General features: G+C 61.6%; 13 protein-coding genes and 1 pseudogene. 7 read left to right on the top strand and 7 right to left on the bottom strand.

Features of this window, described 5'->3' with window-relative positions; translation table 11 throughout:
• Positions 1 to 17: 17 nt before the first annotated feature.
• Positions 18 to 708: pseudogene (locus LDO41_RS11140) on the top strand (aspartate/glutamate racemase family protein).
• A gap of 35 nt (positions 709 to 743) precedes the next feature.
• Here LDO41_RS11140 and LDO41_RS11135 read toward each other — a convergent pair.
• On the bottom strand, positions 744 to 2,003 hold the full coding sequence (locus LDO41_RS11135) for an FAD-dependent oxidoreductase (protein ID WP_223987372.1): 1,260 nt from the start codon (positions 2,001 to 2,003) through the stop codon (positions 744 to 746).
• Positions 2,004 to 2,242: 239 nt separating this feature from the next.
• Here LDO41_RS11135 and rclC point away from each other — a divergent pair, with 239 nt between their 5' ends.
• The 6 genes from rclC to LDO41_RS11105 all read left to right on the top strand — a co-directional run bounded on the left by rclC (position 2,243) and on the right by LDO41_RS11105 (position 9,164).
• Entirely contained in the window at positions 2,243 to 2,824 is a 582-nt protein-coding gene (gene rclC, locus LDO41_RS11130) for a reactive chlorine resistance membrane protein RclC (protein ID WP_223987369.1), read from the top strand.
• Positions 2,825 to 2,969: 145 nt separating this feature from the next.
• Positions 2,970 to 3,611, top strand: a complete 642-nt coding sequence (locus LDO41_RS11125; protein ID WP_223987366.1) for a response regulator transcription factor — start codon at positions 2,970 to 2,972, stop codon at positions 3,609 to 3,611.
• 150 nt (positions 3,612 to 3,761) lie between these two features.
• Complete coding sequence (locus LDO41_RS11120) at positions 3,762 to 4,739, top strand: helix-turn-helix domain-containing protein (protein ID WP_223987363.1); 978 nt, start codon at positions 3,762 to 3,764, stop codon at positions 4,737 to 4,739.
• Positions 4,740 to 4,891: 152 nt separating this feature from the next.
• On the top strand, positions 4,892 to 6,028 hold the full coding sequence (locus tag LDO41_RS11115; protein WP_223987360.1) for a major royal jelly family protein: 1,137 nt from the start codon (positions 4,892 to 4,894) through the stop codon (positions 6,026 to 6,028).
• On the top strand, positions 6,025 to 8,184 hold the full coding sequence (locus tag LDO41_RS11110) for a GAF domain-containing sensor histidine kinase (RefSeq protein WP_223987357.1): 2,160 nt from the start codon (positions 6,025 to 6,027) through the stop codon (positions 8,182 to 8,184). The genes LDO41_RS11115 and LDO41_RS11110 overlap by 4 nt, the downstream gene beginning before the upstream one ends.
• A gap of 32 nt (positions 8,185 to 8,216) precedes the next feature.
• A complete protein-coding gene (locus LDO41_RS11105; protein ID WP_223987353.1) occupies positions 8,217 to 9,164 on the top strand; it encodes a LysR substrate-binding domain-containing protein in 948 nt (315 codons plus the stop codon).
• A gap of 3 nt (positions 9,165 to 9,167) precedes the next feature.
• Here the strand turns inward: LDO41_RS11105 and LDO41_RS11100 are convergent, their stop codons facing one another.
• The 6 genes from LDO41_RS11100 to LDO41_RS11075 form a co-directional block, all read right to left on the bottom strand.
• The gene (locus LDO41_RS11100; RefSeq protein ID WP_223987350.1) at positions 9,168 to 10,145 is read right to left on the bottom strand and encodes a bile acid:sodium symporter family protein; all 978 of its coding nucleotides are present in this window, start codon (positions 10,143 to 10,145) and stop codon (positions 9,168 to 9,170) included.
• An 86-nt stretch (positions 10,146 to 10,231) separates the two neighbouring features.
• Positions 10,232 to 11,332 (bottom strand): enolase C-terminal domain-like protein, encoded by a 1,101-nt coding sequence (locus LDO41_RS11095; RefSeq protein WP_223987347.1) that lies wholly within the window; start codon positions 11,330 to 11,332, stop codon positions 10,232 to 10,234.
• The gene (locus LDO41_RS11090) at positions 11,329 to 12,360 is read right to left on the bottom strand and encodes an ABC transporter substrate-binding protein (RefSeq protein WP_223987344.1); all 1,032 of its coding nucleotides are present in this window, start codon (positions 12,358 to 12,360) and stop codon (positions 11,329 to 11,331) included. The genes LDO41_RS11095 and LDO41_RS11090 overlap by 4 nt, the downstream gene beginning before the upstream one ends.
• A 55-nt stretch (positions 12,361 to 12,415) precedes the next feature.
• The gene (locus LDO41_RS11085; RefSeq protein WP_223987341.1) at positions 12,416 to 13,456 is read right to left on the bottom strand and encodes a carbon-nitrogen hydrolase family protein; all 1,041 of its coding nucleotides are present in this window, start codon (positions 13,454 to 13,456) and stop codon (positions 12,416 to 12,418) included.
• Positions 13,457 to 13,495: 39 nt separating this feature from the next.
• Positions 13,496 to 14,485 (bottom strand): ABC transporter substrate-binding protein, encoded by a 990-nt coding sequence (locus LDO41_RS11080; protein ID WP_223987338.1) that lies wholly within the window; start codon positions 14,483 to 14,485, stop codon positions 13,496 to 13,498.
• A gap of 22 nt (positions 14,486 to 14,507) precedes the next feature.
• Complete coding sequence (locus LDO41_RS11075; protein WP_223987335.1) at positions 14,508 to 15,368, bottom strand: ABC transporter permease; 861 nt, start codon at positions 15,366 to 15,368, stop codon at positions 14,508 to 14,510.
• Positions 15,369 to 15,391: the final 23 nt, after the last annotated feature.

Raw genomic sequence — 15,391 nt, 5'->3', positions numbered from 1 at the left:
TGAACCCAAATAACACAATGAAAACTTTAGGTCTGATTGGCGGAATGAGTTGGGAATCGACTGTTCCTTACTATCGCCAGATCAACGAAACCGTCAAGGCGCAACGTGGCGGCTTGCACTCCGCTCGCATCATTCTGTATAGCGTCAACTTCGAAGAGATCGAGAGGCTGCAGCATGCCGGCCGCTGGGATGAGGCCGGCGCCATGCTAGCGGACGTGGCGGTACGACTTGAAGGCGCCGGGGCAGACGGTCTCGTGCTTTGCACGAACACCATGCACAAGGTCGCATCGGCCATCGAGACCGCAGTCGGCATCCCATTGCTGCATATCGCCGATCCAACAGCGGAAGCGATCAAGGGCGCCGGCCACATGCGTGTCGGACTGCTGGGCACCCGCTTCACGATGGAACAGGATTTTTATCGAGGGCGTCTCGAACAGAAGCATGCGCTCGACCCCCGATGCCGATGACCGCGAAGCCCTACACCGAATCATCTACGACGAGCTCTGCCAGGGCATCATCAAGGAGGACTCGCGCGACATTTACCTGTCGATCATCCAGCGGCTCAAGGACGCTGGCGCGGAGGCTGTCATCCTTGGCTGCACCGAGATTTCCTTGCTGGTCCAGCCGCAACACGTCGATGGTATGCCGTTATTCGATACGACGGCGTTGCATGCTACGCATGCGGCCCAGTGGGCGTTGGCGGCTTGACGCGATGCATAGTCAGATGCGCTGCTGACGAAAAGTCAGGAGCGCCAAAGCAGACCATAGCGAGCCCAGCCGTAGGGCTCCAGATCGATCGCCGCTTCTCGCCCAAGAATGAGGTCGCTCACGATACGCGCCGAGCCGCACGCCATCGTCCAGCCCATCGCACCATGACCGCAGTTGAGCCACAGGTTCGAATGCCGTGACGCACCCAGGAACGGCAAGTTGTCCGGTGTCATCGGCCTCTGTCCCACCCATCTGTCCGGGGTCACGCCCCGGATCTCGTCGTACACCCCATGCGCAAATGCTTCCAGGGCCTGAAATCGTGTCTCCACTTTTGTTGAGCCCGGAATCCCGATATCGGCAAAGCCGGTGAACCGCACGGTCTCCTCGCCAAAGGAAGCCCACGCGACCTTGTGAGGAATCGACACCGCGCCAACACGCGGCCGCGAAGATCTGGCTCCGCGATACGAAATCGAGTAGCCAGTGACAGGAAAGATGGGGAGCGCGTAGCCCAGTGACGCCAGCAGATGCCGTGAAGACAAGCCTGCAGCCATTACCACTGCGTCTGCCTTGTAGTGGCCTCGGTCGGTCTCGACACCCGCGATGGACGAACCCTTGACGTCAAGCTTGCGTACCTTCTCTCCGAAATGGACCTTGGCCCCGAGATGGATCGCCTGCTCGAGGGCGGCGGCCGTGTAGCGAGCGGCATCACCGGTACCGTCGTTTGGACAAAACACGGCTCTCGCGAACTTCACCGTGGCCTTGCTCAGTAGCGGTTCGCGGGTCAGGAGTTCGTTGTGATCCAGGCTCTCGAACGGCTCGCCGGCAGTTCTAAGCAGCTCCTCGTCGTAGGGGCCGGGCCGATCGTTTTCACCATACAGGTACAGGATGCCGGCCTGCCGTCCACCGTAAGCCTCGAGCGGCACTACGCCCGCCCCAAACTGCAGATCGCGTGAGTACGCCGCCAGGTTCAGAGCAGCCTTCGAGTTGGCAATCCAACGGTCACGGGTACCCTCGCGCATAAAGAGGCCCGCCCAACGGAGCAAGGACGGCGTCCATGGCGGACAGATGCTGATGCCATCCCCAAGGCCCAGCAGGGATTTGAGCGCGGCGCCAGCGACGCCGGGCTCGGCCCAGCTGAAGCAGTGGCCCGGCGACACCAGCCCGGCGTTCGCGAAGCTCGCGCCCGCGGCAGCAGTCGGCGCCGCATCGATGATCTCTACGGTAGCCCCCTCACGAGCGAGCGTCAGGGCGGTGACGACGCCGGCGATTCCGGCCCCTACGACGACGACATGCATCGATCAATCCTTCAATGTTTATACTTTTGTATATATACGATTAATCAAAAGAACAATTTTTATTTCTATCTACAAATAAATCTAGAAATCCTATAAGCATAGATAAAAACAAACATCGTCTGATGTAGTTCTAATTTGTAAAACCGCTGCCTTCCTACCCATAGCCCCTTCAGTGGAACCGGCAACAATGCGCACAGACCATTTTGCTCGCATCAAGTCGTTCCACGAAGGAGAATCCCGTGAATTCCCAAAGTAAGCAGTTCAACATCCTGTCCCTTGCCAGCCGGCTCGATCGTATTGGCATCACCATGCTTCGATTCGGCGTTGCCATCATCTTCCTGTGGATCGGCGCACTGAAGTTCGTGCCGTATGAGGCGGACAGCATCACGCCATTCGTGGCCAACAGTCCGTTCATGTCGTTCTTCTACGCCCACCCGGCGGAGTATCACGCGCATCTGACGCATGAAGGCCAACTGGACCCCGTGCAACGGGCATGGCAGGTCGCCAACCACACCTACACGTTCGCTACAGGCCTCGGCGTGGTGGAGATCACCATCGGTCTGCTGGTACTGTCGTACCTCTTCTCGAACAAGCTCGGCCTTATTGGCAGCGTCCTCGCGTTCCTCACGCCCATTGTCACGCTATCGTTCCTGATCACTACACCTGAAGCCTGGGTACCCAACCTCGGCGATGCCAACTATGGATTCCCATACCTATCGGGCGCGGGGCGGCTGGTGCTCAAGGACGTGCTCATGCTCGCAGGTGCGGTCGTCATGATCTCCGACTCCGCGCGACGGATCCTCGACGAGGAAGCCAGCTAGCAAGACGCAAGCCCCGACACTAGCGAGACATGCGAATAGCGTACTTGGCGGAAATCGACCATTACGTGGGCACAACTGAACCATCCGCCAAGACGTGTGACATCTATGATTCATGTGCCATGCCGTAACTTTTCCCATCACTGCCATGTCAGAGAAACTGTTCGCCGATGGCGCTTCACCCATCGTTTACATCATCGATGACGATGCCTTGATCCGCGCGTCGCTCGATTCGCTTCTTCGCTCGGTCGGACTGCGTATTCGCTCATTCGAAGGGACCGCGGAGTTCAAGACCTCGGTCATTGAGGATACGCCGTCCTGTCTGCTGCTGGATGTGAGGCTGCGTGGAGAAAGTGGGCTGATGTTTCTGCATCGCCAGCACGCCGCGCTTCAGATGCCGATCATTTTCATGAGCGGGCATACCGATATGCAAGCTTGCGTCACGGCCATGAAAGCAGGCGCCGTCGACTTTCTGACAAAGCCAATCGCCGAACAGCAAGTTATCGATACGGTCATGAACGCGCTGAGCACAGATTCACAAAGGCGCGAGCAAGTGCGGGCGCGCAACGAGGCATTCGACACGTTCAAGACGCTGACGCCTCGCGAACTCGAGGTCTTCGTTCGCGTCGTGGCCGGCTCGCTCAACAAGCGCATCGCAGCGAGCCTTGGCATCAGCGAGATTACGGTAAAGGTTCACCGAGCTTCTGTCATGCGAAAGATGAACGCCCGCTCATTACCCGATCTCGTGCGTGCCTCGCAGGTTGTCGGCATCGTCCCGCTGGCTTGCTGAACACTAAAGTTCTTGGGGGCGGACCAAGGATGTCGGCCGGACGCGTCACGTGTCCGAAATCATCATCGTATACGTCGCACGCTATGCGGTCGACTTGCCGCACTATTGAAGGGACGCTCACACTGGGTGAGCAAGCATGGAAAGCCAAACATGTCGCTCCGGTTCTGGTCCACCGACGACGTCCAGCCCCGGCTAAGAAAGGAGTACTGGATCGACGCGATCGGCCACTCCCTTGCCAGAAGCGAGATCGATATCCCCGATGCGGTGGACTTCCAGGCGAAGCTTCTCTCTGGCAATTTTGGGCCGCTGCGTATGAGCAGGACTGTTGTCAATGTTGGTAGAACGGTGCGGAGGACCAGGCATAACATCGCCGTGGACTCACGGGACTGCTACCACCTGGTGACGTCCAACCACGGCGCCTGGTCCGTGCATACCGAGAGGGGCCCGGTAGGGCAGCAGGGCGATGACGCGGTACTACTGAGTTCGGGCAGGGAGTATGCGATCCAGCTGCAGGACGAGTCCGATCTCATTCTGATCGGATTGCCGGTGAGCTGGGTCGAAGGCTGGATCTGCCAGGCCGACGATCACGTCGGTCAGCGTATCGATGCATCGAGCGGATGGGCTCGAGTACTGTGCGCGTTTATAAAACAGATGTTTCTGGACTTTCAGCATTCGATCCCCCAGGACGCTTCAGCGCTGACCAACGAGCTCGGAGCGCTCGCCGGGCGTGCACTCAATCCCCCCAGCGAAGTCTCGCTGTCTCGGGCGTCCGCTCGGTCATCCGCTCGGTCATCCGAACTGGCCGAGAAGATCCTGAGTTGCATCCGCGACAGGCACCGCGAGACAAACATCACCGCTGCCGAGATAGCCGCCGATCTTGGCATGTCGATTCGAAGTCTTCATCGCCATCTCGCGACGTTGGGAATCTCAATGTCGCAATCCTTGATGCAGACACGAATCGAATCCGCGAAGTACATGCTGATGAGCCGTGCATTCCGCAACCTCAGTGTCGCTGAGATAGGTCATCGGTGCGGGTACAACGACGCCTCTCATTTCGTCAAACAGTTTCGTCGAAGCACCGCAATGACGCCGGGACGGTTCCGCAAGGGCACGCTGTCTGAATGCTGATGAGGCGTCCGCAGAACGATGCGTGATCAGACGAAGGTGTATGGTCCACGGCCTGAAAGACTAGCGCTATCGGAACCACGGAATAACTGTTTCCTTCGTCACAGATCTCTAGAATAAAAATAGAAATTACACGAGTGTAGAAACGTTAAATCATGAAAATGTGGACCATCTCCTTAACGCTGGCGGCCGTGTTATTTGCCGCCGCCACGACCAGCGCTGCGGCACCCACGCTGCATGTGGTGGCCGAGAGCGACAGCATGATCTGGAATGCAACGGCGATCGATGATGCCGGTGGCATCTATGTCGCGGGGCCGCTATGGACCGGATCCCGCGGCCCATCAGTGGCGCGTATCGGCAGCGACGGGACGCCTGTTCCGTTTCCGGACGAAGCGTGGAACACCACTCAATCATCAGTTCCTGTCGAGCACCGCTTCGTCAACGTCAACGCGCTGCGCCGCGACGGTGCCGGCCAATTGTGGATCGTCGACACCGGCGTGACAGCCTTTGGCGGGACCGTCGTACCTGGCGCGGCAAAACTCGTCGCTATCGATCTTTCGACCGGCAAGATCACGCGGATCATTCCATTTGGCCCGGACGTGGCGCGCACTCACAGCTACATCGATGACATTCGGCTCCATGGTGACCACGCGTATCTGACCGACGCAGGTGATCCCGGTCTGATTGTTCTGGACCTACGATCCGGTGTGGCGCGTCGGGTGCTGGAAAGAGATCACTCCACGACCGCATCGGCCGAACGGAGCATCGTCGTCGACGGACGGATCCTACGTGGTCCGGACGGCAATCCGCTCCGTGTCCACGCAGACCCCCTGGAGGTTAGTCACGATGGGCAGTGGCTGTACTTCGGCCCGCTCGAGGGCCCGTGGTCGAAGATCGAGACTCACTGGTTGAACGACGTCTCTCTGACACCGGAACAGCTTGCGGGCAAGGTCCTCCCCTGGCGGGATCTGCCGCCCATGGGCGGCTCGGTGATGGATGGCGCCGGGAACTTCTATTACTCGGATCTGGCCTCGAACTCGCTGAAACGGATCTTGCCAAGCGGCATCACAGAAACCGTCATTACCGATGCCAGGCTGCATTGGGTCGATGCGCCCGCGTTCGATAGTCGAGGCCGGTTGTACCTTCCGGTGCCCCAGATCGACCGCATCGGATTGTTTAACGGGGGGCAGACTCGGATCAAGCGCCCTGTCCGGCTGTACCGGCTCGACATTGGGCACGGGCACGGCACCGTACCCGCTCAACAAGCCAAGCGGGTCAGAGTGGCTGAGTGAAGCAGTCGTCCATTGGACATGACCAGAGAGTTGCCAGTCGGCTTGCCGACGGCATCGCGACTCGGATAGCGAACGGCGAGCATTTGGGTCGGGTCCACGCCGAAGCACGCATTGCGATCGAGGCCGCCCGCCGCGCTGGCGACAGAGCGACGGAAATGTTAGTCGGTGCTCAGATTCGACTCGTGCGGGAACTGCGTCATGACAACCCCATACGCGATGAGCCTCCCTTCTCGCTGCCCGCTGCTCTGGAAGCCGACCAGCGACTCACCAGGCGTCTGCGGGAAACCCGGCTGCTTCTGCATCTTTACTCGGGATTGACGGCATTCTTCGACGGCGGGGTGCCATTGGCTATAGAGCGGTTCCGCGCGGCGGAGGCACTGGCAGCGACCGTGCCTCACCGCCGCGGACCGAGCCTCGTGTTCTTTGGTGCCATCGCCAGATCAAGAGCTACGTCCCCAACAGCAACGTCGTCGGAAGTCAGCCCCGCGATCGTTGACGACATCGAGACACGGCGGGTGCTACTTGAGGAATTGGGTACCGAGTTTCCAGGCGTCGGCGGCAAAGCTTTGCTAGTTGCTGCCGAGTTGGCGCGCGTACGTGGAGACGATGCCCTCGCTACGCAGCTCTATTCCAGCTCCGCACTGGCCGCCCATGCCAGCGGCCAGTTCATGGTTCAAGCGATCGCCTGGGAGCTCGCCGCGATGCACCGCCAATCTCAAGGGGATGTCGAATTGGCGCTCGAGCATGTCAGGCGGGCGCGCTATTGCTATGGTGTTTGGGGGGCGCATGCAAAGGTGCAGCGCTTGATCGTAAGGGACCGGGCGCATTCCAATGAGTCGGAAGGCGGTACGGGCGCGCTGCTGCACCGGAGACACGACATGGAGAAAGATTTGCATCAAGGCATGCGGGCGGTTCAGGCATTCTCTGAAGAGATTCAGCTAGAGAAGTTGATCGAGAGAGTCCTGGAGACGATGATTCTCCAGGCCGATGCGCAATATGGCGTGCTGCTATTGATGAAAGGCGGTGAGCCTATTGTCGAAGCCGTCGGCACGTCGCTTCATGGAAGAATCGTTTTTGAAACCGTCGCCTCGGCTCCCACCGATGCGATGCTCCCGTTGGCCGTCCTCAGCAAAACCATCCGCAATCGAAGGCTCGTGGCATTCGCCAACGCCGACCGCGAGCTGGCATCCGATCCGGCGACCGGGAAGAGCCGCCGCCCCGTACGCTCCGCCATGTGCTTCCCTCTGATGCAACAGGGAACGATTGTCGGCGTGCTCTATCTGGAGAACAATCACGCCACGAAGGGGGGCAACGCGGACAGGGCAGCCCTCCTTGAAATGCTGGCCCAACATGCGGCCAATTCCATTGTGACCGCGCGCCTGTACAGGGAACTCGTCGATGAGAATGAACGACGAGCCGAAACGGAGGCGGCATTGGTGAAAGCAAGAGCGGACCTGGCGAGGACGTCGCATCTGACGGTCATGGGAGGCATGGCGGCGTCGATCGCGCACGAGATTAACCAGCCATTGGCGGCCATCATGAATTGCAGCGGAGCAGGACGACGCTGGCTCACAAGGGGCGTTCCCGATGTGCCCGAAGCCGTGGCAGCTTTCGACCAGATCAACAGCGCGGCAGCGCGCACGTCCGAGGTTGTCCGGGCGCTTCGGGCGCTGGCGAAGCAGACACCTGCTTCGCTCGCACCGCTTGCTATCGATGAAGTCGTAATCCGCGTGCTTGAACTCATGCGGCCCGAGATCGAGGATCGGGGCGTACGACTGTCAATATCCTTGTCAGCGTCCGGAAAAGCGGTGATCGGCGACGGAATCCAGTTACAGCAGGTTGTGCTCAATCTGATCACCAACGCGCTTGAAGCCATGACCGAGACGCCAACGGTCGCTCGCAAACTCAGTGTGTCGTCGCAGGTTGAAGGCGGCTATGTGAGCGTCGAGGTATCGGATAGTGGAAGTGGTATGGATACCGCCACCCTCGCGAATATCTTTGATCCGTTCTTTACGACGAAAAATACCGGGATAGGGATGGGCCTGGCCATCTGCCGCTCCATCATGGAGGCACATGGCGGGACGCTCGAAGCGTCCTCCGAACCAGGCCGAGGTAGCACGATGACCTTCTGCATCCCGGTTGCGGCGCGGATCTAGCAGGGCACCGCCCGTATGCCATACTCTGCGCCATGTCCGTCATCTCGTCCCGCCTGCCGCCGATCCACTGCCTGCTGGCCTTCGAGGCCCGCGCACGGCTTGAAAGCGGCGTGCTCGTCGCGAAGGAGTTGAACATCACGCCGAGCGCTGTCAGTCATCGCATCCGGCAGCTCGAGGACTTCACTAACCTGACCCTGTTCACCAAGGTCAACGGCAATATCGTGCTGACACCCGACGGGCAGTCGTATCTGGAAACCGTCCGCGGCGCGCTTTACGCACTCAGCTACTTCTCCACGCGCGGCCGCGCGGCCAGTCCCAAGCAAAAACTAAGGCTTAGCTCTCCGCCTACATTCGCAGCCCGCATGCTGATTCCGCGCCTGGAGGAAATCCGCGAGCAGTTTCCTTCGATCGAGGTCGATATCCAATTGTCGGTGCCACTGATCGGCGCGAAAGCCGAACCCGCCGATATCGATTTTCGGTTTGGCGATGGCAACTATCCGGGCCGCAATGTCGTGAAGGTGCTCGACGAAAAGGTTGTCGCGGTATGCCATCCAGAGTTCGCGCGCCGGCGTGGGCCGTTCAAGAGAGTTGCCGATCTGCGTCCCGAGTACCTGCTGCGCTGCTCGATCGATCCCTGGCGGCCATGGTTCCAGGCGGCCGGACTCGACTGGTCCGAACCAGAGAGCCACTTCTCGTTTTCGGACGTGGGATTATTCGCGGACGCCGCGGCGCATCAGGCCGGTATCGCGCTGGTACGGCCGAGCATGGTCGGCGAGCATCTCGAAAACGGCACGCTCGCCGTGCTGTTTCCGAGCATCATGGCGGCGCCCTACTACGCCTACTACGCAACCTGCGCGCCCGAGTCTTACCAACGTCCCGAGGTGGAAACGTTCATTCGCTGGCTGGAGGACAATCTGTACGACCCGGCCAGCCGATACCGGCTGCCCAGGAAGCCGGTCCGGCGTGCCTCGGTCGGCTGACGTTCAGGACAGCCGGCGCGCATAGCGCTGGGCAAGCACCGCGCATACCATCAGCTGGATCTGATGGAACAGCATCACAGGCAACAGGATCACACCCACCGCGCTCCCGGCAAACAGAATATTCGCCATCGGCGCGCCACTCGCCAGGCTCTTCTTCGAGCCACAGAACATGATCGTGATCTCGTCTTCCTTGCTGAAGCCGAGGCGGCGTGCGGTCCAGACCGTGAGCGACAGCGCCACGGCAAGCAGCACGGCGTCGATCACCATCAGCCCCGCCAGTTCGTTCCAGCTAACCTGCCGCCAGAGCCCTTCGACCACGGCGGCACTGAACGCGGCATACACCACGAGCAGCACGGACCCCTGGTCGACCACCTTGAGCAGGCGCGCGTTATCGGTGACGAAGGTACCGATCCACGGACGCAGCAGATGACCGGCCGCGAACGGCACGAAGAGCTGCAAGGTGATGCGGCCGATCGCATCGAAGCTGCTGGCGGCAGTGGTCGCCTCTGGACGTGCCATCAGCAGGCCGACGAGCAGCGGCGTCACGACGATGCCAAGCAGTGTCGATGCCGATGCGCTGCACACCGCCGCCGGAATATTGCCGCGCGCCATAGACACCATGGCGATCGATGACTGCACCGTCGATGGCAGCAGGCACATGTAGAGCACCCCGACATAGAGCGCGGGGCCAACCCAGCGGGCGAGCAAGGGCTGGAATACGAGTCCGAGCAACGGAAACAGCAGAAAGGTGCTGCCCAGCACCATGCCATGCAGGCGCCAGTGACCAATGCCGGACAGGATGGCGTCACGCGACAGCCGTGCGCCGTGGAGGAAGAACATCGCGGCCACGCCGGCGGTGGTGAGGTGCTGGACGACAATGCCCGCCATACCGCTGGCGGGAAACAGGCGTGCGAGGATAAGCGCCCCGACCAGCATCAGCGTAAAGCGGTCGGGGATAAAGAGCGAACGGGAAGCGGACATAAAGCGGACTGCGGGAGATAACCAGGAATGAGGGACGAGGGATGAGGGATGCGCTGTGAGGCCGGGACCCCGGCCAGCGCGGGCAATCAGAAAAGAAACTGCTTGAGTCGGTCCTCCCTCCATGCCACGCCGCTACCGGGCATATCGGAGACCCGCGCGCGCCCCTCGCTCACCTGCAGCGGATGCTCGAGAATCGGGTCCGCCATCCGGAAGTATTCGAGCAGATGGGCGCCCGGTGTCACGAGCATCAGATGCGCGCTGGTCTCTTGATAGAAATGGTTGGATACCGAGACCCGCCGTGCCGCGCAGATCGCGCTGGCCTGCAGCCAGCCCGTCACGCCGCCGACCTTGCCGAGATCGGGCATCATCAGGTCGGACGCGCCGGCCGCGAGGCTCGCGGCGATCTGCGTCGGCCCCCACAGGTTCTCGCCGGCCTGAATCGGCGTGGTGACATGACGCGCGATCTCCGCGTGACCCTCGAGGTCGTCGAAGCTCGTCGGTTCCTCGATCCACGTCAGGCCGTAGGCATCGAGGGCCTTGCATCGCACGAGCGCCTCGGCCACGGTGAGACCCTGGTTGTAATCGATAAGCAGCGACGCCCTGCCCTGCATTGCCTCCAGGGCCGCTTCGACAACGGTCAGGTCCGCGCCGAGCGTGGAATGTCCGATCTTGATCTTGATATGGCGATGCCCGTCGCCGAGCGCCTGCTCTACGTTGCGGCGCGTCTGGTCCGCGTTCTCCATGCCGAAGCTCGCATAGACCGGAATTTCGCGCGGCAGCGACAGGTCGGCGCCGAGCAATGTGGCAAGCGGCTGGCCGAGGAACTTGCTCCACGCGTCCCAGAGCGCCATATCAATGGCCGACAACACCATGTCCAGCAGCCCGGCCGTACCCAGCAGCTTGAACTGGCTACGGAGCTTCTGCATCGCCTGATACGGCGCCAGCGGTTGTCCGGCCAGTGCCTTGGCGACGTCCTGCGTCAAGCGCGCGGCAGCCTCCAGCACCGTCGGGGTATAGCAGAACAGATAGGCATGGCCGGTGATCCCCGCGCTGGTTGGCATATCGAGAATCACCAACGGCGCGGCCTGCATCATGCCGCTTGCCGTGCGCAACGGCTGCTCGAACGGGACGATGGCCCGGCGCACCTGCGCTGCGCGGATGCTCGGCACGTTGCCTCTTTCTGTCATGGTTTGTCTCCGAGCGCCGCGCGGATATAGCGGCGCGATACGATCGCGTCGTAAGCGGGCATGGTCTTGAGGTTGCCGAGCTCGACCTGCGTCGCCATCGAGTTCTTGAAGGCCTCCGGCGAAATATCGACGGAGGTGGAATAGATGCGCTCGCTGACCATACGCTTGACCGCGGCATCGACCACCGCCGGATCGAGCGTCGGGAACTGGCGCCGGGCGATGGCCACTGTGCCGGGCACGTCGCGCTGCATGGAGACGAGCGCGGCCTGGAGGCCCTTGACGAACCGCGTCGCCGTGTCGGGATCGATATCCCGGCGCGTGCTGATCGCTGCCACGGTGTAAGCGTCGGCCATGCTGGAGAAGCTATAGACGACCTTCATGCCCTGTGCGACGGCCTGATCAAGTCCGGGCTGGTACAGCACCGCGAATTTGGTTTGCCCCGCCAGTAGCGGCCCAGGCTCGGAGCCGATCTGCACCTGCGTCACCTTCACGTCGCCACCGGCCTTCAACCCGTTCTGCTTGAGCAGCTTCATGAACATCGATGTGCTCGTGGTGGGCATCATCCCGGTGGCCACGGTCTGCCCCTTGAGGTCACTGACCGTTTCAAACTTCGCATCCGGCGCGGCGGCAATCCAGAACGACGGGCGGCTCACCACGCTGGCGATGACCTGCACAGATGCGCCCTTCTCCGCCGCGATCGCGCTCCATTCCGGCCCGTGCAGCGAGAAATCGGCCGTTCCGGAAAGCAGCGCGGAGAGCGCCGCGTTGGCCGATCCCGCAGTCTGCTTGGTGACGGCGAGGCCTTCCTTGTCGAAGAAGCCACCATCGATGGCCACATAGACAGGCAGCAGCTGGATCGACTGGAACAACTGCGAGAGCACCACCTTCTTGCTCTCCGCCATGGCGACGGGTGCCGTCGTGACGATCAGCAGCGCGGCGACACACTGCAGCAGACCGCGGAAGGAAGATCGGCGGGGGTTGGCATTTGGCAGGGATATCGGTTGGGTCGGCATGGGATGGGTACGCATTGACGTGACGGGACAGCCCGGCCATCGCAAGGCCGGGCAATGGTCTGGATCGCGCTCAGCCGGCGATCTCGAGTTCGGGCACGCCCTTCCACTGCGGCTCGCCGTACTCCGGCTCCACCGGACCGTTGTTGAAGGTGGCTGGGCTGTGGGCGTTGCGGTTCACGCCGAACGAGAAGACATCGAAGCGGTTGTAGTACCCGACTACATCCTGGAACTGCTTCGGCACCACACACTTGGCCACGTCGATATCCGCATAGGCAATACCTTCCTCGTCGCGAATCACTTCGCTGATCGGTGCGCCATCGGGGCCGAGGATCATCGACACACTGCGCGAGGCTTCGTCGATATTGCGATGCACCGCCGCATTGCCGCGCGACAGCATGTCGATGACGTCGGGTTGCAGGAAGCTCGACGAGACGATGTTGAACAACTTGCCCTCGAACGCGTGGGCACCGGCGCGCAGCCGGATCGAGGCTTCGAGGTCGTACGCTGGCTGCCCGGCGGGATGCGTCGGGAAGCGCGGCGAGAAGCTCGAGATATGCACGTTCTCGCCCTGCGACATCAGCGCGAAGCGCGCGAGCGCATTGGTGTTCTCGCCGCAAATCAATGCACCAAGGCGTCCCAGCCGCGTGTCCACCACGCGCAGCCCGCTGCCATCGCCCATCGTCCATACCAGCTTCTCGAAATGCGTGGGCATCAGCTTGCGGTGACGGTTGAGGATGCTGCCGTCGTCGCCAATCAGGACATTGGTGTCCCAGACGCAGCCCACGCTGTTGGTGGTGGCTTCATTGATGCCGATCGACACGAACACGCCGTGCTCGCGCGCGGTGCGGCGAATTTGCGCCATCTCAGGCCCGTCGATCGTGATCGACGACGCGGCAAACTTCGCGAAGAACTCGTGCGTGTCCACCGGCGCCCACACACCGGCCCAGACCGGGAACGCGGAAATAAATGCCTCGGGGAACACGACCAGTTCGGCGCCATTGCGTGCTGCCTCGGCGATCCAGTCGCAAGCCTTGTCGGTGCAGGCGTCCTGATCGAAGAAAACGGACGAGATATGGCACGCGGCGGCCTTGAACTTCGGATAGGTCTTCATAGGAGTTGTCTTCTCGGTGTTGTGGTTGAAGTGGGAGCGTCAGCGAGCGCCGGCGCGGGTAATAGCGCGATCGATGACCGACCGGGCGATTAGCGTGTCGTAAGCAGGCTGGCTCTTGAGGTTGCCCAGCGCGATCTGGGTGGCCATCGCCACCCGCAGTGCATCGGGCGAGATGGCGACCGTCGTGGCGTAGACCTGCTCGTCGAGCATGCGCTTGACCGCGGCTTCGACGACCTGCGGCTCTACCGACGGAAACTCCTTCTTTGCAATGGCGACTGCGTCAGCCGGATGGCTCGACATGAAGCGCATCGCCAGCTCCAGCGCCGCGACGAATCGCTCGGCCGTGTCGGGGTCCACCGTCTTGCGCGCGGAGATCCCAGAGAGCAGGTATGGCCCGTATTGCTTGGGAAAGCTATGCACGACCTTGAAGCCCCGGGCGACCGCCTGTTCCAGCGCGGGTTGGTAGAACACGCCCACGGTTGCCTGGCCGGCCAGCAGCGGCCCGAGCTCGGCGCCCGCCTGCACCTGCTTGATCGTGATCTTCGCGGCGGCAGGATCGATCTCGCTGTCGTTGAGCAGCTTGTTGAACAGCGACGTGCTGGCAATGGGCATCATGCCCGTCGATACCGTCTGTCCGGCGAAGTCCTTCGGACCGCCGTAGTTGAGCTTCGGCGACGCCGCAATCCAGACCGCGGCGCGGTTCACGATACCGGCGACCACCTGCACGTCGGCACCCTTCGACGCGGCGATCGCGGTCCATTCGGGTCCGTGCAGCGAGAAGTCCGCGCTGCCGGAGATCACCGCCGACAATGCGGCATTGGGCGACCCCGCCGTCTGCTTGGTGACCGAAAGGCCCTGCTTCTCGAAGAACCCCTGGTCGAGCGCGACATACAGCGGCAGGAACATCACCGACTGAAACAGCTGCGACACGACGACCTTCTTCTGCGCCTGCGCGGCGGCGGGAACACTGGCGATCAGCGCGGCAGCGCAGCCAATGGCCACCGCGACTTGTTTGAACGTTAGTTTCACGATGAGATCCCGATGAATGATTTCAGACGTTGAGCGTGGCCTGATGCGTGTCTTCCTTCCACGGCAGCAGCTTGTGTTCGACGTAGTCCACGACGAAGTAGAGGCCGAAGCCGATCACCATCAGCATGAACAGGCCGGCCCACACGGTATTGAGGTCGTACAGCCCCGATGCCGTGAAGATCATGTGGCCGAGGCCGTGCTCCGACGAGATGAACTCGCCCACCACGGCTCCCACGAGACCGAAGCCGATATTGATGTGGAAGGTCGCGATGATTGCGGGCAGCGACGATGGCACGATCACCTTGAAGAAGATCTCCTTCTTGTCCGCGCCGAGAGTGACGAGCAGCGTCTGGAGATCCAGATCGGCGTTCTTGGCAGCCTGATAGGCCGCGATCAACGCGACGATCGACGTCAGCGACACAGCCAGAGCAACCTTGGAGATGAGCCCAGTGCCGAACCACAGGATCACGATCGGACCGAAGGCGATCTTCGGGATGCTGTTGATGGCGATGATGAACGGCTCGGTCAGGCGCGCGACGAACGGCGAGTACCAGAGCGCGAGTCCGAGCGCCGAACCGGCGATGGTGCCGATTGCGAAGCCGAGGATCGCTTCGAACAGCGTGTAGTAGCTGTCCCTCCAGAGTTGTCCGTCGGCAGCACCACGCACGAGCGATTTCCAGATATCCGCAGGGGCGCCGACCATAAAGGCCGAGATCCAGCCGGCATCGACGCCAAACTGCCACGCCCGCAGCACGAGCGCGGCGATGAACAGCTGGAGCAGCGATCGTCCCCACAGGTTGTCGAAGCGGTTGCGGGACTTGGTGTTCTTGCGCGGGGCGGGGGCGGCTGTGGCCGGCACCGCGCTGGTCATGACGCGACTCATGATGATTTCCTCGATGACTGGAT

Origin of the sequence: Cupriavidus pampae (genome assembly GCF_914271485.1) — a bacterium.
Classification (GTDB): Bacteria; Pseudomonadota; Gammaproteobacteria; order Burkholderiales; family Burkholderiaceae; genus Cupriavidus; species Cupriavidus pampae.
Note: the sequence above shows the minus strand (reverse complement) of the source record. Positions and strands in the feature narration are given on the sequence as shown.

Bases quoted from the DNA above. Each gene is read 5' to 3' on its own strand.
- LDO41_RS11090 (WP_223987344.1), bottom strand. From the start codon at position 12,360: ATGCGTACCCATCCCATGCCGACCCAACCGATATCCCTGCCAAATGCC.
- LDO41_RS11120 (WP_223987363.1), top strand. From the start codon at position 3,762: ATGTCGCTCCGGTTCTGGTCCACCGACGACGTCCAGCCCCGGCTAAGA.
- LDO41_RS11115 (WP_223987360.1), top strand. From the start codon at position 4,892: ATGAAAATGTGGACCATCTCCTTAACGCTGGCGGCCGTGTTATTTGCC.
- LDO41_RS11135 (WP_223987372.1), bottom strand. From the start codon at position 2,003: ATGCATGTCGTCGTCGTAGGGGCCGGAATCGCCGGCGTCGTCACCGCC.
- LDO41_RS11100 (WP_223987350.1), bottom strand. From the start codon at position 10,145: ATGTCCGCTTCCCGTTCGCTCTTTATCCCCGACCGCTTTACGCTGATG.
- LDO41_RS11105 (WP_223987353.1), top strand. From the start codon at position 8,217: ATGTCCGTCATCTCGTCCCGCCTGCCGCCGATCCACTGCCTGCTGGCC.
- LDO41_RS11075 (WP_223987335.1), bottom strand. From the start codon at position 15,368: ATGAGTCGCGTCATGACCAGCGCGGTGCCGGCCACAGCCGCCCCCGCC.
- LDO41_RS11125 (WP_223987366.1), top strand. From the start codon at position 2,970: ATGTCAGAGAAACTGTTCGCCGATGGCGCTTCACCCATCGTTTACATC.
- LDO41_RS11085 (WP_223987341.1), bottom strand. From the start codon at position 13,456: ATGAAGACCTATCCGAAGTTCAAGGCCGCCGCGTGCCATATCTCGTCC.
- LDO41_RS11095 (WP_223987347.1), bottom strand. From the start codon at position 11,332: ATGACAGAAAGAGGCAACGTGCCGAGCATCCGCGCAGCGCAGGTGCGC.